Source organism: Sphingomonas sp. SP5 (genome assembly GCF_058313455.1).
Genome location: NZ_JBZFLF010000011.1, coordinates 24,919 through 43,500 on the forward strand (window position 1 = coordinate 24,919; position 18,582 = coordinate 43,500).

The 18,582-nt window shown below is 65.9% G+C and carries 18 protein-coding genes; 2 read left to right on the forward strand and 16 right to left on the reverse strand.

Translation table 11 applies throughout. The annotated features are described in order from the left end of the window. The first annotated feature begins 86 nt into the window (after positions 1-86). Positions 87-3,095, forward strand: coding sequence for a Ti-type conjugative transfer relaxase TraA (gene traA / locus AC4GY7_RS17480; RefSeq protein WP_491116415.1), 3,009 nt, complete (start codon positions 87-89; stop codon positions 3,093-3,095). 919 nt (positions 3,096-4,014) lie between these two features. Here the strand turns inward: traA and AC4GY7_RS17485 are convergent. The 5 genes from AC4GY7_RS17485 to AC4GY7_RS17505 form a co-directional block, all read right to left on the reverse strand. Further along, entirely contained in the window at positions 4,015-7,242 is a 3,228-nt protein-coding gene (locus AC4GY7_RS17485) for an efflux RND transporter permease subunit (protein ID WP_309730812.1), read from the reverse strand. A gap of 4 nt (positions 7,243-7,246) precedes the next feature. After that, complete coding sequence (locus AC4GY7_RS17490; protein ID WP_309730809.1) at positions 7,247-8,410, reverse strand: efflux RND transporter periplasmic adaptor subunit; 1,164 nt, start codon at positions 8,408-8,410, stop codon at positions 7,247-7,249. After that, the gene (locus tag AC4GY7_RS17495) at positions 8,407-9,669 is read right to left on the reverse strand and encodes a TolC family protein (protein WP_309730806.1); all 1,263 of its coding nucleotides are present in this window, start codon (positions 9,667-9,669) and stop codon (positions 8,407-8,409) included. The genes AC4GY7_RS17490 and AC4GY7_RS17495 overlap by 4 nt, the downstream gene beginning before the upstream one ends. A 54-nt stretch (positions 9,670-9,723) precedes the next feature. Then, the gene (locus AC4GY7_RS17500; protein ID WP_309730803.1) at positions 9,724-10,056 is read right to left on the reverse strand and encodes a hypothetical protein; all 333 of its coding nucleotides are present in this window, start codon (positions 10,054-10,056) and stop codon (positions 9,724-9,726) included. A gap of 80 nt (positions 10,057-10,136) precedes the next feature. Further along, positions 10,137-10,769 (reverse strand): cation efflux transmembrane domain-containing protein, encoded by a 633-nt coding sequence (locus AC4GY7_RS17505; RefSeq protein WP_309730802.1) that lies wholly within the window; start codon positions 10,767-10,769, stop codon positions 10,137-10,139. Between the two features lie 67 nt (positions 10,770-10,836). Between AC4GY7_RS17505 and AC4GY7_RS17510 the strand changes: the two genes are divergently transcribed. Continuing rightward, positions 10,837-11,250, forward strand: coding sequence for a MerR family DNA-binding protein (locus tag AC4GY7_RS17510; RefSeq protein ID WP_309730838.1), 414 nt, complete (start codon positions 10,837-10,839; stop codon positions 11,248-11,250). 31 nt (positions 11,251-11,281) lie between these two features. On the opposite strand, the gene arsH is transcribed toward AC4GY7_RS17510, so the two are convergent. The 11 genes from arsH to AC4GY7_RS17565 form a co-directional block, all read right to left on the reverse strand. Next, the gene (gene arsH / locus AC4GY7_RS17515; protein ID WP_309730799.1) at positions 11,282-12,028 is read right to left on the reverse strand and encodes an arsenical resistance protein ArsH; all 747 of its coding nucleotides are present in this window, start codon (positions 12,026-12,028) and stop codon (positions 11,282-11,284) included. Further along, on the reverse strand, positions 12,028-13,314 hold the full coding sequence (locus AC4GY7_RS17520) for an arsenic transporter (RefSeq protein ID WP_309730796.1): 1,287 nt from the start codon (positions 13,312-13,314) through the stop codon (positions 12,028-12,030). Before AC4GY7_RS17520 ends, arsH begins: the two co-directional genes overlap by 1 nt. Beyond that, positions 13,314-13,739: an arsenate reductase (glutaredoxin) gene (gene arsC, locus AC4GY7_RS17525; protein WP_309730793.1), complete on the reverse strand. Its 426-nt coding sequence runs from the start codon at positions 13,737-13,739 to the stop codon at positions 13,314-13,316. The genes AC4GY7_RS17520 and arsC overlap by 1 nt, the downstream gene beginning before the upstream one ends. Continuing rightward, entirely contained in the window at positions 13,736-14,272 is a 537-nt protein-coding gene (locus AC4GY7_RS17530) for an arsenate reductase ArsC (protein ID WP_309730788.1), read from the reverse strand. Before AC4GY7_RS17530 ends, arsC begins: the two co-directional genes overlap by 4 nt. Next, entirely contained in the window at positions 14,269-14,616 is a 348-nt protein-coding gene (locus AC4GY7_RS17535; RefSeq protein WP_405052843.1) for an ArsR/SmtB family transcription factor, read from the reverse strand. The genes AC4GY7_RS17530 and AC4GY7_RS17535 overlap by 4 nt, the downstream gene beginning before the upstream one ends. Positions 14,617-14,670: 54 nt before the next feature. Next, entirely contained in the window at positions 14,671-15,036 is a 366-nt protein-coding gene (locus AC4GY7_RS17540) for a hypothetical protein (protein WP_309730783.1), read from the reverse strand. 220 nt (positions 15,037-15,256) lie between these two features. Then, positions 15,257-15,781, reverse strand: a complete 525-nt coding sequence (locus tag AC4GY7_RS17545) for a ubiquitination-like system serine protease family protein (RefSeq protein WP_491116421.1) — start codon at positions 15,779-15,781, stop codon at positions 15,257-15,259. Beyond that, positions 15,778-17,124 (reverse strand): HesA/MoeB/ThiF family protein, encoded by a 1,347-nt coding sequence (locus AC4GY7_RS17550; protein ID WP_491116423.1) that lies wholly within the window; start codon positions 17,122-17,124, stop codon positions 15,778-15,780. Before AC4GY7_RS17550 ends, AC4GY7_RS17545 begins: the two co-directional genes overlap by 4 nt. Further along, complete coding sequence (locus AC4GY7_RS17555; protein ID WP_491116425.1) at positions 17,121-17,504, reverse strand: E2/UBC family protein; 384 nt, start codon at positions 17,502-17,504, stop codon at positions 17,121-17,123. Before AC4GY7_RS17555 ends, AC4GY7_RS17550 begins: the two co-directional genes overlap by 4 nt. Continuing rightward, positions 17,504-18,247, reverse strand: a complete 744-nt coding sequence (locus tag AC4GY7_RS17560) for a multiubiquitin domain-containing protein (RefSeq protein ID WP_491116427.1) — start codon at positions 18,245-18,247, stop codon at positions 17,504-17,506. Before AC4GY7_RS17560 ends, AC4GY7_RS17555 begins: the two co-directional genes overlap by 1 nt. Positions 18,248-18,335: 88 nt before the next feature. After that, on the reverse strand, positions 18,336-18,582 hold a 247-nt coding region (locus AC4GY7_RS17565; protein ID WP_491116429.1), incomplete at its 5' end, for a hypothetical protein.

An 18,582-nucleotide genomic window follows, 5' to 3' on the forward strand; every position in this document is an offset into this window, starting at 1 on the left:
TCAATCAGAAGGAGCGAAGCGGAGGATGAGTGCGCGCTTATACGTCGTTGCTGACGTGCGCTCAGAAGTGCATGGTGCCGCTCGCGATGGCGATCTACCATTTCAGCGCCAAGGTCATCAGCCGCGCAAACGGCTCCAGCGCCGTCGCGTCCGCTGCGTATCGCTCCGCATCCGAGCTGTATGACGAGCGGCTGGGACGTGACCACGACTTCTCGAACAAGGCCGGCGTCATCCACTCCGAGGTGATGTTGCCGAAAGGCGCGCCGGAACATTTAAAAGACCGCACCGTGCTCTGGAACGAGGTTGAGGCCGGCGAGAAGCGCAAGGACGCGCAGCTCGCCCGCGAGGTCGAGTTCTCGATCCCGCGCGAGATGAACGAGAAGCAGGGCGTCGCGCTCGCCCGCGATTTCGTTGCCGGGCAGTTCGTGAAGCGCGGCATGGTCGCCGACCTAAACGTGCATTGGGACAAGGCGAAGGACGGCAGCCCCAAGCCGCACGCGCACGTCATGCTGTCGATGCGCGACGTGGGGCCGGAGGGGTTCGGTCAGAAGAACCGCGACTGGAACAGCGGCGAGCTGTTGCAGGGCTGGCGCGAGGCATGGGCCGCCCACGTCAACGAGCGCATGGCCGAGCTGGGGCTGGAGGGCCGGATCGACCATCGCAGCCATGCCGATCGGGGCATCGAGCTGGAGCCCCAGCACAAGATCGGCCCGGCGGGGATGCGCCGGCTGGAGCGCGGAGAGGATGCCGAGCGTGCTGACGACCACCGGCGGATTGCGCGCGAAAACGGCGAGAAGATAGCGGCCGATCCGCGCATCGCGCTGGACGGCATCACCCGGCAGCAATCCACCTTCACCACCCGCGACCTCGCCGCGTTCGCGTTCCGGCATTCGGACGGCAAGGATCAGTTCGACCAGGTGATGGCGGCGGTGCGCGCAAGCCCCGAGCTGGTGGCGCTGGGCAAGGACGGGCGTGACCAGGAACGGTTCACCTCCCGCGACATGATCGCGACCGAGGCGCGGCTGGAGAAGGCCGGCGACGAGCTGGCCCGGCGCGGCGATCATGGCGTGTCTGACCGGCAGCGGACCGGTGCGCTGGAGGCGGCCGAGGGGCGGGGCCTGGTACTGTCGGGCGAGCAGTGCGACGCCTTCGACCACATCACCGGACGCGACAGGCTGGCATCGGTCGTCGGCTATGCCGGCACCGGCAAGTCGGCGATGCTAGGCGTCGCGCGAGAGGCTTGGGAGCGCGAGGGCTACCAGGTGCGCGGGGCGGCGCTGTCCGGGATCGCGGCCGAAAACCTTGAGGGCGGGTCGGGGATCGCGTCGCGCACGATCGCCAGCCTTGAGCATGGCTGGGCACAGGGTCGTGACCAACTCGGGCCGAAGGACGTGCTGGTGGTGGACGAGGCCGGGATGATCGGCACCCGCCAGATGGAGCGGGTGCTGTCCCATGCCCGTGACGCCGGGGCCAAGGTGGTGCTGGTGGGCGATCCCGAGCAGTTGCAGGCCATCGAGGCGGGCGCGGCGTTCCGGTCGATCACCGAGCGGCACGGTGCAGCCGAGATTACCGAGATACGCCGGCAGCGCGAGGACTGGCAGAAGGAGGCAACACGGGCCTTCGCCACCGGCCGGACGGCCGAGGCGCTGGACGCCTATGCCGCACACGGCATGGTCCATGTGGCCGACACGCGCGAGGCGGCACGGGCCGGGCTGGTCGATCGCTGGGATCGGGATCGTCAGGCCGAGCCGGACAAGACCCGCATCATGTTCACCCACACCAACGCCGAGGTGCGCGAACTCAACCGAGAGGCGCGCGAGCGGGTGCGAGCCAGCGGCGAGCTGGGCGAGGACCGGACCGTCGCGGCCGATCGGGGTGAACGCGACTTTGCGGCCGGGGACCGGATCATGTTCCTGCGCAACGAGCGGTCATTGGGCGTGAAGAACGGCACGTTGGGCACACTGGAGCGGATCAAGGACGGGCGCATGGGCGTCCAGTTGGACGATGGGCGCAGCGTTGCCTTCGACCTCAAGGATTATGCTTCGGTCGATCACGGCTATGCGGCCACGTTCGGCAAGTCGCAGGGCGTGTCCGTCGATCGCGGGCACGTGCTGGCGACGCCGGGCATGGACCGGCACAGCAGCTATGTCGGGATGACGCGGCATCGCGATAACGTGCAGCTCCACTATGGCCGCGACGACTTCGCCGACCAGGGTAAGCTCGCGCGCATGCTGTCGCGCGACCGGTCGAAGGACATGGCCGGCGACTATGCGCCGGAGCGGAGCGAGCAGGACTATGTCCGCGCCTTTGCCGACCGGCGCGAGATCCGGTTCCCGGAACTCGCGCGCCAGATGGTCGAGAAGGTTCGCGACAAGGCGCGCGGGATGTTCGCCGGATTCAGGCCGAAGCCCGGCAAGGAGCAAGGGGGGCCGATTAACACCGGTGCCATGTCCCCCTTTGGTGACCGAAACCGTGAAAGGGGGGCGATTAACACCGGTGACAGATCGGCTCTGGGCAATCGGAACCCCGAAAGGGGTGCGATTAACACCGCCGCCTTGTCCTCGCGTGAGATGCAGCCCGAAGGGCAACGGCGTCCGACGCGTGAGGAAGTTGAGAAAACCTGGATAGCGGAACACGGGCGTGAGTTGGCGGGTGTGCAGGCACGCGCACAGCGAGCGCAGGTGCGGGCGAATGGCATGTACAAGCGCCATGAGGCAGTGAGAGGTGACCATGCCCGCACCCAGCCGTTGCCACCTACCGGGCTGCTGGCGGCGTTACGGCGCTCGTCCTACGAGGCAGCGAAGGCTAATTGGGAGAAGACCGCACGCGGTTTGCAGCGGCGGTCCATGCAACTCGCGAAGCGGCTGGGTCAGATCAAGGAGTATCTTGGCCCCGTTACTGGACAGCGGCGTCATCGCGGCGATGAGTTAGCCCGTGCCAGGGTCGAGCGTGCGCATCCTTCCCTCAATAAGCTTTACGAGGCGGTCATGCGCGAACGCCGCGTCGAGCGTGTGCGGCAGCAGGAGCAGGAACGCGAGCGGAGCAGGCAGCGTGACCAAGATCGTAGTAGGGACGATCGTGGCCGCGGGCGGTAAATCCAACATCGGTTAGCCCCACGTGAGCTTTTCCCACGGTCATCAATCCGGGTGACGAACTTGCGCGGCAATAGGCCGAGCAAGATCCAATCCTTCCTTAAGAGTTAGTCGGTCGCGTAGTGCCCCAGCGCCGCGGACGATGACGAGCCGCCCTGTTGAAGGATTTCAGACGCTGACCCCATGTCGTTGGCAACTTCATCGAGGCATGAGCCTTCATGATCGACGGTTGAGCCCACCAAGGTAGCAGCTTGGTGGGCTCTGGTCGTGCGCGGGCGTTGCGCACGCCTTAGCGATACCAGGGCCATGCTGTGGCGCAAGGATGCACGCCGAGGGCAGCGCCTCCGATCGGTTGTCGAAAGCACGAATTGCATCGGCCGATTTACAGATGGCACCCTATCGCCTGTGACCATTTGGCGATGCGTTCGCGCTTTTGAAAACCGAAGCCGGATCAGCAAACGGTCGTCGAAAGCACGAAGATTCGGTAGCTCGGCGCCGTTGGTAACCGGCGCCTCAGCCCAAAAATCCCCAATCTTCGTGCTTTCGGCGACCATTGGTGTGCCACGTGGCACACTGCCTCGTTAAGCAGCGCCTTGTTCGAAGCCGGAGCGGCCTTTATCAGGTCGGGACAAGCGGCATCTTATGGACTGTCCGTTTCCCGATCAGGGAACTAGCACCGGGACCGCCTGTGAGGCGGTCCTCGGTTTTCCACGAGCACGCTCTTCCTTTGAAAGCCATAAATATGCACTAAGATGTGCTCAACATGGCCGTCCCCGCTGTTGCCTTCGGCATCAAGGGGCGGCCTTCCGTGCGATCGATCATCTCCGCGACTAGGTAGACCGAGGTGAGCGCAAGCGCCCACCCCAGCATCTTCCCATTAGCCCCGGCTGTATGATCGTAGGAATGGGCGGCTGCGCCGTGGTCATGCGCCATAAAGCGCCTTTTGTAGGTCGGGTGTCTCGTCAGGTTCTCGTGACGGCGTGACCATCGATCCGAACCGCGTATAGAGCGTGGGCAGTACGAACAGGGTCAGCAGCGTCGCCGAGATCAGTCCCCCGATCACTACCGTGGCGAGCGGCTTTTGAACCTCGGCCCCTGCGCCGTGGCCCAGCGCCATCGGCACGAAGCCCAGACTGGCGACAAGTGCCGTCATCGCAACGGGACGAAGCCGGAGCAGCGCCCCCTCGCGAGCCGCGCGCGTCCGGTCCATCCCTGCGCGCATCAGGTCGTGGATGGAGGATACCATCACCAACCCGTTGAGCACCGCTACGCCGGACAAGGCGATGAACCCGACCGCGGCCGAGATAGAGAAGGGCAGACCGCGGAGCACGAGCGCGAGAATACCGCCGACCAACGCCAGCGGCACGCCGGTGAAGACCAAGGCTGCGTCGCGCACCGATCCGAGCGCACCGTAAAGCAGCAGCATGATGACGGCGAAGCATATCGGCACCACGATCGTCAGGCGTGCCCGGGCGCTTGCCAGATTCTCGAACTGGCCGCCCCAAGTCAGATAGGTGCCGGCCGGCAACGCGACCTTTTGCGCTATCCTGGCCTGCGCCTCCTCGACGACGCCGGCCACGTCTCGCCCGCGCACGTTGGCCTGAACGACGACACGGCGCTTGCCGTTCTCGCGGCTGATCTGGTTCGGCCCGTCGCCAAGCCCAATCTCCGCTACGCTCGCGAGCGGGACGAACGATCCGCTCGCCGTTGGCACCGGAATCTGCCCAAGGGTCTGCAAATCGGCGCGTGCCGTCTCGCTGAGACGGATCACGACCGGGAAGCGGGCGTCGCCTTCGAAGATCACGCCAGCCTGTTTGCCACCTACAGTTGCCGCAACAACGTCCTGAACGTCGCCAGCAGAAACACCGACCCGCGCCATCGCGTCCCTATTGGGACGAATGTCGAGAAGCGGCAGTCCTTCGGTCTGCTCTACCCGGACATCCGCTGCACCAGGCACCTTGCGCATCACGTCCGCGATCTGGATCGCGGTCGCATTCATGCTGGCAAAGTTGTCGCCGAACACCTTGACCGCAATGTCGCCGCGCACGCCGGCGACGAGCTCGTTGAAGCGCATCTGGATCGGCTGCGTAATCTCGTAGCCGTTCCCCGGGATGGTCGAGACCTTCTTCTCGATACGCTCGACCAGCTCCTCCTTGGGGAGGCTCGGATCGGGCCATTCTTCGCGAGGTTTCAGCATCACGAACGTGTCGGTCGCGTTGGGCGGCATCGGATCGCTGGCGATTTCCGAGGTGCCCGTCCGCGAGAAGGCGTATTGCACTTCGGGCTCACGACTGATCGTCTTCTCGACCGCGAACTGCATACGCTGGCTTTGCTCGACCGACGTGCCGGGCGGACGCCAGGCCTGGACGAGGATGTCGCCCTCATCGAGTTGCGGCAGGAACTCCTGACCCAGCGTCGTGAAAGCGAGTGCCGCCACCAAGACGCCGGCAAGCGCCCCGCCGATGGTGACGCTCGGACGCCGCATGGCGGCGTCGAGGCCGGGTTCGTAGCGACGCTTGAGCCAGACGACGATCCGGCTTTCCTTCTCCTCGACCTTGCCGGCCAAGAAGGCGGCAATAGCCGCCGGTACGAAGGTCAGGGACAGCACGAAAGCGAAGACGAGCGCGATGATGACGGTCAGCGCCATCGGCTCGAACATCTTGCCCTCCACGCCGCTGAAGGTGAGCAGCGGCGCATAGACGAGGATGATGATCGCCTGCCCATAGACCGATGGCCGGATCATCTCGCGGGCGGACGCCGCCACGATCGCGAGGCGTTCCTTGAGCGGGAGGACACCTCCAGTTTCGTGCTGGCGCGTGCCGAGGTGGCGCAGCGCGTTCTCGACGATGATGACCGCACCATCGACGATCAGACCGAAATCGAGCGCGCCGAGGCTCATCAGATTGGCCGAGACACCGGCACGCAGCATCCCTGTGGCGGTGAGCAGCATCGTGATCGGGATCACCATCGCGGCGATCAGCGCCGCCCGGAAATTGCCGAGCAGCACGAATAGCACCACGATGACCAGCACCGCGCCTTCGGCGAGGTTGCGGGCAACCGTCGCGATCGTGGAGTTCACGAGCTTGGTACGATCGAGGACCGGCTTGACCACGACATCGGTAGGCAGCGATCGGCCAATGGCCTTAAGCCGTTCACCGACGTCGGTCGCGACGGTGCGGCTGTTCTCACCGATGCGCATCACGGCTGTGCCGACGACGACCTCGTGACCGTTCTCGGAGGCCGAGCCGGTGCGGATACCCTGCCCGGCCTCCACGGTCGCCACCTGATTGAGCACGATCGGCACACCGTCGCGACTTGCCACCACGGTGCGTGACAGCTCATCAGCGGTGCGAACCCGCGCGTCCGAGCGGACGAACAACCCTTCGCCGTTCCGATCGACCGTGCCTGCACCAATGCTGGTGTTACTGCGCTCGAGCGCGGTAGCGAGGTCCTGGACCGTCAGCCGCATCGATGCCAGGCGCTGGAGGTCGGGAATGACCAGATATTCGCGGTCGAACCCACCCAGCGAGTCCACGCCGGCGACACCTTCGGTCCCGCGGAGCTGCGGCGACACGATCCACTCCTGGACGGTGTGGAGGTAGGTCGCCTTATCGCGTTCGCTGACGAGGTGTTCGCCTTCGGGGGTGATGTAGCTGCCGTCGCGCTGGAGACCGGGTTCGCCATCCCGATGCTTCACGCGGTTGAGTTCCTGAAACTCTACGGTCCACATGAAGATGTCGCCGAGACCGGTCGCGATCGGTCCCATCTCGGGCATGACGCCCTGCGGCAGCCGTTCCTCGGCCATCCGCATCCGCTCGGCTACCTGTTGGCGGGCGAAGTAGATGTCGGTCGCGTCGGTGAAGACGGCCGTGATCTGGGCAAAGCCGTTGCGGTTAAGCGACCGGGTATAGGCGAGCCCGGGGATGCCCTTGAGCGAGGTTTCGATCGTGAACGAGACCTGCCGCTCGATCTGGTCGGGCGACAGCGAGGGTGCAAGGACGTTCACCTGCACCTGGTTGTTGGTGATGTCCGGGACGGCATCGATGGGGAGGCGCTGGAGGGCGAAGATGCCCGCGAGCGCGGCGACAAGGGTCAGCAGCAGGACTAGCCAGCGCCGCTCGACCGAGAAGGTGACAAGGCGGGAGATCATGGGCTCAGTCCATGTCCATCCCGCCACCCTTGCCGAGTTCGGCTTTCAGGGTGAACGAGTTCGTGGTGGCGATCCGCTCCTGGCCATTGAGGCCGGAGCTGATGATTACCTGATCGCCGTTGCGGCGACCGGCCGTGACCGGGGTCGCGTGGAAGCCAGTCGGGGTGCGGACGAAGACGACGGTGCGGTTCTCGATGCTTTGCACTGCCGTGGAGGGGACCGAGACGCTACGATCGCCGCTCCCGGGCAGCATGAAGCTCGCCGTCACCGGCTCGCCCACCCGCCAGGTATTCCCCGCATTGTCGAGCGTGGCGATGACAGGCACGAGGCGCGTGCTGTCATCGAGCGCCGGGGACACGAACGACACCCGTCCTTCCTGTCTACGACCGGCTGCGGTTACCTCAACCCGCGTACCCGGCCGGATACGGCCTGCATCCGCGGGCGAGACCGAGGCGGTGATCGTCACCCGCGAGAGGTTCGCGACCCGGTAGAGTTCGGCGTTCGCATCGACGGTCTGGCCGAGGACAGCCGGACGGGCGATTACCTGCCCTGAGATCGGCGAGCGCATGGCGATGCGGTTGAGGGCACCACCACCGCCCCCCGTGGCACCGAGCTGTTGCTGCGCGAGTCGCAGCGCGATCCCCGCCTCCGTCGCCGCGGTCCGCGCCGCCACCAGGTCCTGTTCGGGCGAAACGCGCTCGGCAAATAGCCGTTGCTCGCGCCGTAGGTTCGACTGCGCCAATGCGGCGCGGGCGCGAGCGGCCTCGACTTCCGCCTTCAGCGAAGCGGCCTCGCGGCTCTCGATCACCGCCAGCGGGTCACCCTGCCGAACAGGCTGGCCGAGGTTGCGCGTGAGCGCGACCAAGCGACCGCCGATGGTCGCGGAGACGACCTGGACGCCTTGGGGATCGCCCTGGACGAGCGCGGGCAACTCGATCGCGCCGGCGACCCCGCCCACCGTCGGGCGGGCGACTTCAATGCCGGCGTCGGCGATCTGCCGCGCCGTGAGCGTCACCGCATCCTTATCCGCCTTCTTCTCGGCCCCCTCACCCTTTTCCATGCCCTCCATCCCGGCCATGTCGTCGGTCTTCTTCTCGGCCCCGCCGCACGCAACGAGCGCCAGCGGAAGCAAGGCGGACAGCAGGGTCCGCGCATGATTGGTTTTCATCGTGCATCCTTCGCATCGACAGGCGCCGGGGCGGCGAGCCGTTCCAGCCGGGCCTGTGCGTCATGATAGGCGGCCAGCGCGTCGATCGCGGCCGCACGGGTGTCAGCGAGCGTGCGCTCAGCCTCCAGGAGATCCAACTGTCCGAACTTGCCCTCACGGTAGCCGATCCGGGCGATCCGGGCGGCTTCCTGCGCCGCGGCAAGAGTCGGGCCGGTCGCGTTACGGGCGGTCGTCGCCGCATTGGCGACATCGCCCTGTGCCGATGCGATGGCCTGTTCCGCATCGAGGAGCGCGAGGCGGCGCTGCGCGTCCGCCTGGGTGCGTTGGGCAGACGCCAGATCGACAACCGCGCGGCCGTTGTTGAAGAGGGGCAGCGGCACGGATAGGCCAACCACGGCAGCAGTATCATTGGTCATCGCAAGCCTGCGTGCGGATGCGCTGATCGTCACGTCGGGAACCCTCTGGCTTCGGGCAAGGCGGACCTGCGCCGTCGCCGTGGTGAGATCGGCCTGCACCGCTGCGGCCGTCAGCGTGCCTTCACTGCGCACCGGCAACCGTGGTCCTGCGCCTTCGATCCGGGCGAACCAGGCTGTATCCAGCGAACTGGCGCCGCGCCCGATCAGTCGGGCAAGATTACCGAGCGCCACTTGGGCAGATCGCTCCGCGCGCTCCGCAGCCCCTTCCGCATTCAGCCGGGCGACGTCGGCGCGTTGCTCTTCGAGCGGTGAGGCGCGACCGGCTGCAACGCGGACCCGCGCTGCACGCAGTACCTCGTTTGCGATCCCGACCTGTTCGCGGGCGGTGACTACCCTGCGTTGCGACGCCGCGGCATCGTTATAGGCCTGCGTGACCCGTAACCGGAGATCGGCCTGTACGATCGCCGCTTCAAGCGAAGCGCGGTCGAGTTGCGCATTGGCGACTGCTACGCGCGCCGACCGCTTGCCGCCGAGTTCGAGCGGCAGGGACACGCCGACCGTCGTTTCAGCCGAGCGCAGTCCCCTATAGATACCGGTGCCAGCGACGTTCTCGCTCATCGCGTCGAGCGACGGATTAGGCCGCAATCCGGCGATCGAGCGTTGCGCTTGTGCCGCCTGAATGCCCGATCGGGAAACCTCGACCGCCGGCGATACCGCGCCGGCCGCGGTAAGTGCTTCATCAAGGGTCAGCGGCGGTGCCGACGCCTCCGTGTCCTGTGCCTGTGCCGAGTTGCTCGACGCACAGGCTGTCGCGACCAGCACGGCCGCTATCATGCGCTTCATTGTAGATGCTCCTGACGAACCAGTCTCAGGCGCCGGAAGGCGCCCGGTGCGTCGTCAGGCCTGTGGTGGTCGAAGCGCCGGATCGTTTTGATGAGCAAGCCAGAGCGGAGCCTTGTGGCTCGCAAATTCGGCCCAATTGTCGATCAGGGCGACGTCGACACTATGCTCAGCCGGCGCGGCGACATGGTGGCCGTGACAGACGGTGTGATGATGAGGATAGCCCTTGTCCGCATCCGCCGGCACCTCGTCGCAGTCACCAGCCATGTGCATGATTGTATTGACCTGAGAGGTCTCGATGCACCCGACGCTTTCCGTAGCCTGCGCCATGCCCGCCCAGCCGGTCAGGACCAGCATCAGACAGGCGAGAAAGGGCAGCAGCTTGCGCATGAGCTTGCTCCTTATCATTCCACGAGAATGGCGTAACCCGCGATCATCAGACGCTACCCGGCCAGCGTTGCTTTCGGCCTTCATGAGCGGCCACCCATTTCTGCCAACGCACCTCGGGCAATCTCCCAAGCGGAGTGCAGGAACAGGATCGCGATGACGCCGGCGACCGCGAGGTCGGGCCATGCCTTTCCGGTCCACGCCACCAGGCCGGCGGCAATGACGACGGCGATATTGGCGACAGCATCGTTTCGGCTGAACAGCCAGATGGCCCGTACATTGGCATCGCCTTCGCGAAACCGCGACAGGACGAGCGCCGCACTGACGTTGATGATAAGGGCGACGATCCCGATGCCGCCCATCAGATCGGCGTCGGGTGCCACGGCGTTCATCGCGCGCCAGATGGCAAAGCCGATGACACCTAGGCCCAATGTTCCGAGGAACAAGCCTTGGGAGAGAGCAACCCTTGAGCGAGCTGCCGCCGTCCAGCTCAGCGCGATGAGGCCGAACAATGAGATCGTGCCGTCGCCGACGAAGTCGAGCGCATCAGCTTTGAGCGCCTGGCTGTCGGCGATGAACCCACCGACGATTTCTATCAGCCCGAAGCCGAGGTTAAGAAGTACGACGATCCATAGGGCACGACGATAGGCTGGGTCGCGCTCCGCACGTTTCGTATCGCCCGTGCAGCCGCACGTAGAGGATTCGCTTGCGCTCATCCCGCTCCGTTACGATCTACAGTCACTGTAGAAGCAACCGGAAAATCGCGAGGATCGCAAGGTGTTGATGATTGGCGACATAGCGAAAAGGACCGGGACCAAGGTCAACACGATCCGCTTCTATGAAGACATCGGCCTGATGCCGGAGGCTGCGCGCACGGCAGGTGGGCGCCGTACCTACGGTGATGCGGAGGTTCGCCAGCTCGCCTTTATCCGGCATGCCCGTGATCTGGGGTTCTCGACTGACGAGATTCGATCCCTGATCGCCTTGTCGGCCAACCCCGATCAGGATTGTAAGGAAGCAGGCTCGCTCGCTCGCCGGCACCTTGCGAGCGTGGAAGACCGCATTGCCCGCCTAACGGCGCTGAGGGACGCCTTAGCTGATGCGACACGGGATTGTGACGGCGGCAGGATTGCTGACTGCCGGGTTATGGAAGCGATCACGAGGCCGCCTGATTTGGCTAGCGGAGCGCGGGTCTAAGGCCGCACGTACACACCACCTGACGAGCCCGTCAGGATTGCGGCGCTGTCGCGATGCTGGAGAGGTCCTTAGCGGTGTCGATCGGCACCCCGGCTTCCTTGCGCTCCGAATAGCGATCTACGAGTTGGGCTGTGTGCGGGCGCAGAAGCACCGTGAAACGCACCAGCTCCTCCATCACGTCCACAATCCGGTCGTAATAGCTGGACGGCTTCATGCGTCCGGCATCATCGAACTCGTTGAACGCCTTGGCGACGCTTGACTGGTTCGGGATCGTCACCATTCGCATCCAGCGGCCCAGCACGCGCAGCGTATTGACGCTATTGAACGACTGCGATCCGGCCGACACCTGCATGACCGCGAGCGTGCGCCCCTGCGTCGGACGCATCCCGCCCATCGACAGCGGCAAATGGTCGATCTGCAACTTCATGATGCCGGTGATCTGGCCATGTCGCTCAGGACTGCACCACACCTGACCTTCCGACCACATCGACAGCTCGCGCAGCTCATGAACGGCCGGATGGTCGTCGCCGGCGTGCCGGTCGGGCAGCGGCAGAGTGGACGGGTCGAAGATGCGCGTCTCGCAGCCGAAGAAGCGGAGCAGGCGCGCCGCCTCCTCGATGCACAGGCGCGAATAGGATCGCTCGCGCAGCGAACCGTAGAGCAGGAGGATGCGCGGCGCGGGATCGAGCGGGCCGAGCCCCAGCGCTGGCCGCTGGATGGCATAGGCGGGATCGAGCGCCGGTAGGGTATTGGGATCGGACAGGTCACGAAGCGGCATCAGGCAATTCCGATCCGGATCGCGAGCGCCGCGAGGGTGACGAGCAGCACCGGCACGGTGAGCGTGACCCCAACCCGGAAGTAATAGCCCCATCCGATCCGCACGCCCTTTTGCCCGAGGACGTGGAGCCACAGCAGCGTTGCGAGCGACCCGATCGGCGTCAGCTTGGGGCCGAGGTCGCAACCGATCACGTTGGCATAGATCATCGCGTCCTTGATCGCGCCTGTGGCGTGTGTCGCGTCGATCGACAGCGCGCCCACCAGCACGGTCGGCATGTTGTTCATTACCGACGATAAAACGGCCGCGATGATACCCGTACCCAGCGCCGCGCCCCACACCCCGCCTTGTGCGGTGCGATCGAGCAGCGCCGCCAGATGATCGGTCAGGCCGGCGTTTCGCAGGCCATAGACGACCAAGTACATACCGAGCGAGAAGATCACGACCTGCCAGGGTGCGCCGCGCAGCACCTTGCCGGTCTGGATCACATGGCCCCGCCCCGCGATCACCAGCAGCAGGATTGCGCCGGCAGCGGCCACGGCGCTGACCGGCACGCCAAGCGGTTCGAGTAGGAAAAACCCGGCGAGCAGCAGGGCAAGGACGATCCATCCGGCGCGGAAGGTCGCGGCATCGCGGATCGCGTCGCGCGGCGCGCGAAGCGCCCCCACGTCATAGTCTGCCGGTATGTCGCGCCGGAAGAACAGCAGCAGCGCCCCCAGCGTGGCGGCGATTGACACGAGGTCGACCGGCACCATCACGGCCGCATATTCGCCGAACCCGATCCTGAAGAAGTCGGCCGACACGATGTTGACGAGGTTCGACACGACCAGCGGCAGGCTGGCGGTGTCGGCAATGAAACCGGCCGCCATGACGAATGCCAGCGTCGCCTTGTCCTTGAATCCCAGCGCCCGCAGCATGGCGATGACGATCGGCGTCAGGATCAGCGCCGCGCCATCATTGGCGAACAGCGCTGACACCGCCGCGCCGAGCAGCACGATCAGAACGAACAACCGGCGACCATGCCCTCCGCCCCAGCGGGCGACATGCAGCGCGGCCCATTCGAAGAACCCGGCTTCATCGAGCAACAGGCTGATGACGATGATCGCGACGAATGCGGCGGTCGCGTTCCAGACGATGCCCCACACCACCGGCACGTCGGACAGGGTGACGACGCCTGCGAGCAGCGCCACGACGGCGCCCCCCATCGCGCTCCATCCGATGCCGAGGCCCTTGGGTTGCCAGATGACGAGCGCGATCGTCGCGACGAAGATCAGGACGGCGAGAAGCATCAGGCGACGCGCTGGCCCGAGGCGTCCACCACTTGCTCGCCGTCTTCCTTTGCGAACGCGCCGAGCTGGCCGGTCGGCAGCAGATCAAGCACGGCTTCGGATGGCCGGCACAGCTTCACGCCGAGGGGCGAGACGACCAGCGGCCGGTTGATGAGGATCGGGTGGGCCATCATCGCGTCCACCAGTGCGTCGTCGGACAGCGACGCGTCGCCCAGGCCCAGCTCGGCATAGGGCGTGCCTTTTGCACGTAACAAGTCGCGGGGCGTCATGCCGGCGCGATCGATCAACTCGACCAGCAGCGCGCGTGCAGGCGGCGTCTTCAGATACTCGATGACATGCGGTTCGATGCCGGCGTTGCGGATCATGGCGAGGGCGTTGCGAGACGTGCCGCACTCGGGATTGTGGTAGATGACGATGTCAGTCATGCCCGGTGCTCCATGTCGGCATTTTCTTGTTCGGACATCTGGTCGTGGATGTCCTGGAGGCGCTGACGCACGGCCATTGCCGGTACTTCACGGTTGTGGATGGGCAGCTCGACCAGCTTGGCGATGCGGCGGGTCAGCGCGTCGTGCGTGGCTTCGAACGCCGCGTCCACGGTCGCATCGTCGCCGGTCACCGCCGCCGGGTCGGGCAGACCCCAATGCGCCTTGATCGGCGTCCCGGTCCAGACCGGACAGACTTCGCCCCCGGCATTGTCGCAAACGGTGATGACGATATCCATCGAAGGCCCTTTGCCGTCCGCGAACTCGTCCCAGCTCTTCGAGCGGAGGTCATCGGTCGGATAGCCGTGCCGGGCGAGCAGCCGCAGCGCGCCCGGATGAACCTGCCCCTTGGGCGCTGAACCTGCCGAGAATCCACGAAAGCGTCCCTGCCCCAGGCGATTGACGATCGCCTCGCCCAGAATGGAGCGCGCACTGTTGCCGGTGCACAGCACCAGAACGTTGGTGATATGGCTCATGCCTTGCCCTCTGGCAGGCAGCGGCTCCGCATCGCCAGCGCGGCGAGCGGTGCGCAGACCTCGGGATTTCCCGCGCAGCAGTCTTGCATCAGAAACTCCAATAGCTCGGTCATCTGTTCGTATCGCGCCGTGTAGATCACCGAGCGACCGTCGCGCCGGTTCTCGATCAGCCCGGCGTTCGACAGGATGGTGAGGTTCGCCGACAGCGTGTTCGGCAGCACATCGAGCCGGCGGGCAATTTCGCCGGCGGCAACCCCTTCCCGGCCTGCCTGGATGAGCAACCGGAAAATCGCCAGGCGGGTGGCGTTGGCGAGAGCCGACAAGCCGGAGACAGCGTTCTTCATTTCCATATTTCTGATGTAACGGAAATGAGGGGCCCCGCCAACGCCCAAGCTCGCTCAGCTTCGCTTTTCGCGCACCTCGAACGATCCGACGCCGCCCTTGCGCACCGTTGTGGTGCAGGCTTCGGCAGAGGAATCCTTGAACGGGCAAGGCAGCGTCGGCGATTTCAGCGAGATGGTGATCGGTCCACGCGAGCTGCCCTTGTATTCGCATTCCAGGCGCCACACGCCGTTGACCGAGAGGCTGGGACGGCTCTTGTCGAGGAAGCGCACCGTCTCGTCACCGCCACGGGGCCACACATGGCACTTTACGTCGAAACCCTGTTCTCCTTCGACGGTCATGACGGTGGGAGCCGGCGGCTGGTCAGCCGCCAAAGCCGGAGCGCTTGCGAGCATGGCCATCATGTAAACAGCGAGCTTCATCGATAATACCCTTTCGATTCGACTATTCCAAGATACCAGAATAAACGAACCAAGCAAGGTGTCGTGAGTTTTGGTGTCAAAACCGCTCGGTTGTGACACCTGCATCCCTTACGTCCGCAGCCGGAGAGAGTGCGTTCACACCGGGGCTGAACGGCTGATAATCGTGAGAATGTCTATGCCACCGGCATGGTTCTTTTGCCCATGCCGGCGGACTCGCACCCTAGGCTAAGCGGGTGAACATCCACTGGCCTCCGACCTTCCACGATCTGGCGGCTCCACGTTGGACCAGTCGGTTGGCGGCGCGGTTCGCGTCCCAGACCAGCTCGTCGATGGCGTCCGCGAGTTGAACCGCGCTGCGCGGCTTCTCGATGTCCATCGCGCCGAGGACCATCTCCTCGATCCCCGCGTCGTAGTCCGGCTCGAGGTTATCCCGTTCGAACCGGTCGCACCACAGGATGTGACCGCGCCAGACGATGAAGTGGCTCCCGCAGCCGCCGTCCCGCCACACCGAGGGGAAGAGCGTCAGCCCGCCGCGGCGCATGTCGAAGCGCCATGCCTTGCCCGCGCGGCCGTCGAGGTTCACGACGAGCGTCTCGCCACAACCGTCGGGACATGCCATCACGATTGCCCGCGGCCTGCCCCGCAGGATCAGCGACGCGTCACCCGGCTGACCGAGTTTCGCCTCAGCCTTGTCTCGGTATTCGGCGTCGCCGACCATACGCACTATCCGCGCCGGCGGGCTCATCGCGCGCCTCCCCCGCTACCGACCGGTCGAACCGGCAGGCTCCACGTCGCGCCCTTCGCCCGCGCGCCCGCGTGGGAGCACACGATGCAGCCTGGCTGGACCGCCACGGCCATCTCCCGGACCCTTCCGCGGATGCCGTCGTAGGTCTGATGTCGTGGCTTGACGGGCACCGGCGTCACTGCGCCGAGGACCATCGTCATCGCGAGCGAGCTCACCGTCGAGTTGATGGAGAGCACGGCGGGCTGCGGCTCCCGCACGCCATGGACATACGGGTCGGCCGCGCGCTGTTCCGGCGTCTGCATCTCGCGACGGATGGCGTCCGCGTCGAGCGCGCCGCAGCAGGTCAGGCACGGGAGGCCGGGCGAGAGCATCTGCACCCGTCCGGTGACGTGGCTCACCGCCCCGTTCGCGACCGTGATGCTGACGCCCATGTCGATCACGGGCACCAAGTGCTGGTAGGCGGCCTGGTTCACCACGGCGCGGCTGGCGTGAGAGTCCGTGCACAGGAGGATGAAGTCGAACGTCGCCAGGAGGGCGGCGACATGCTCGTCCACGATGTCCGCCTGGATTGGGATCACCGTGGCGGCCGGGTTGACGGCGCGGATCATGCGCGCTGCGACCTCCACCTTCGGCTGGCCCACGTCCGAAGGGATCGAGCCCACGAGACGGTTGAGGTTCGTCTCCTCCACGAGGTCGGGATCGATGACGGTGATCCACGAGGCGCCGAGGTGGGCGAGCTGCTGGCATTCGAGCGATCCAGTGCCGCCGGCGCCGATCACCGCGAAGCGGAGCTGGCGGAGCAGGCGCTGCCCCGGTTCGCCGAAGGCGCGGACTTGGCGGTCGTCACGGTCGTGGGCAGCCCCGCCCGCGAGAGGCGAGTGGAGGACGAGCTTCTCACCCACCTCCCACACCGGCACCTCTTCGTCGCGGCCGAGAATGCGAGCGCGCGCGCCCTCCGGGCCGATCACCAGGGCGACGTGGAGCACCGGCGCACCGCGCCTGCCGAGATAGGACGCGAGTTCGGCCTCCCCGTCGTCGTCGATCGCTGAGAAGTGCGGGTTGCCCCGGCTGCTGGGATGGGTGTGGATGGCCACGACCGACATGCCGGTGATCCGGCTGCGATTGGCCACGTCGATCAGGAACCCGGGCTTGAGGACTGCCGAGACGCAGTCGCGGCGTTCGTAGGCGTCGTCCGGCACGGGAGCGGCGTCGGCGACGATCCAGGACCCGCTCGCGTGGTCGTGGTGCGCGTAGCCGATGGCGCAGCTCTCTAGACCGTCGGCGTCGAGCAGGCCTGACGCCAGCGCCGAATAGGCCGGCGCCGCGAAGCGTAGGCCGCTCATCGGACCTGCCTCAGGCGATCGATCACCACGTTCATCCATGTCGAAAGGGTGTCGCGGTTCGGATTCCAGGCGCTCGCGAGGTGCCACGAGAACCACATGCCCTGCTGCAGAGTCTCGGGGATGATGTTCAGCGCCGTGTTCTGCGGCATGGCCCCGTGGGCGAGGAGGAGGTCGGGATCCGCCCAGAAGCAGTCGAGCTGCGCGAAGGGGTAGCCGGGCGGGACGAGGAAGCGGATGGTGGTCGAGGACCTCGACCACCCCTCCGGCAGGCGCACGCCGGGCACAGTGACGAGCGTGGTGCCGCTCGCCATCGTGCTGGCGTGCGCTTCGACGAAGCGCTCCCGCAGCTGCTCGAGCTGCATGCTGAGGATGCCCGACATCAGCCGAAGTTCGCCTTAGGGACCGACGAGAAGCGGCGGACGCCGTGCTTGGGGTCGAGGCTGACCGTCTCGTCGTCGCCGATGATGCGATCGGGATCGTCACCCTCGCCTTCGAGGGAGAGGTCGTGGGTCTGATCCCAGTCGGGCACCATCGCCTTGATCTGCGCGCCGGTGAGCTTCTTCTTGGCGGTCTCGTAGAGCTTGCCGTTGACGAAGAAGGTGTAGGTGACCTTGTTCGGCGCAGTGATGAACTTCTCGACGCCATGGGCGGCGAGGTCGGCCTCGGTGCCCGGCTCGATCAGCTTGTCCTTGCCGCCGCGCACCTCGAGGAACACGGCCTCGTCGTCGTCGATGCCGGCGAGCGAGCGGAGCACCGCCTCCGGGATGGAGGGGCGGCCCCACACGATGCGGCTGTCGTTGAGCTTCACGCGGTAGAGCGGGTCGGTGCTGAAGGCGACGAACCGGTGGGCAGCGCGGTCGCGCAGGTCCACCTCCTCGTCGGCGCGGACGTCCTCGAAGTCGCCTTCGGAGGTGATGACGAACAGCGCGTGGCCGTCAACGTCCTTGATGCCACCCGCCTTCAGAATTTGGCGGCCCAGGGGCACGGGATCGTCGAGGACGATCGGCTGGTAGTCGAGGTCGTCGAGCGCGAAGGAGACGCGGTAGCGTCCGGGACGCAGCGCGCGGCCCTCCTGAACGGCGCTCTCGACGTCGTCGATGTCGGGGTGGTCGATAATGATCATGGTGTTGTTTTTCCTCTTCGGACCTCGGCGGACCTGCGTCGGTCTCGAAGGGGCAATCCCGCCAGCCGAGGCCGACCGGTAATTCCGATCAGAGATTCTTTTGCAGGGGCCCGTCGGCGAGTGGGCCGCAGGTGAAGAAGGCGGGGCAGAAGGGGCAGGTGCGGTCGGAGCGCTCGGGTTCGAACCGGCCCGAGGCGATCGACGCCAGCGTCTCCGTCAGCTTGCCCAGGTTCCTGCCTATCGCCTTATCGTCGAAGGCGAGCGCGATGGTCGGCTCGTCGTCGCCGAGGTGGATGATCTCTACGATGCAGCCAGGCAGTGACGCCGCGGCGGCC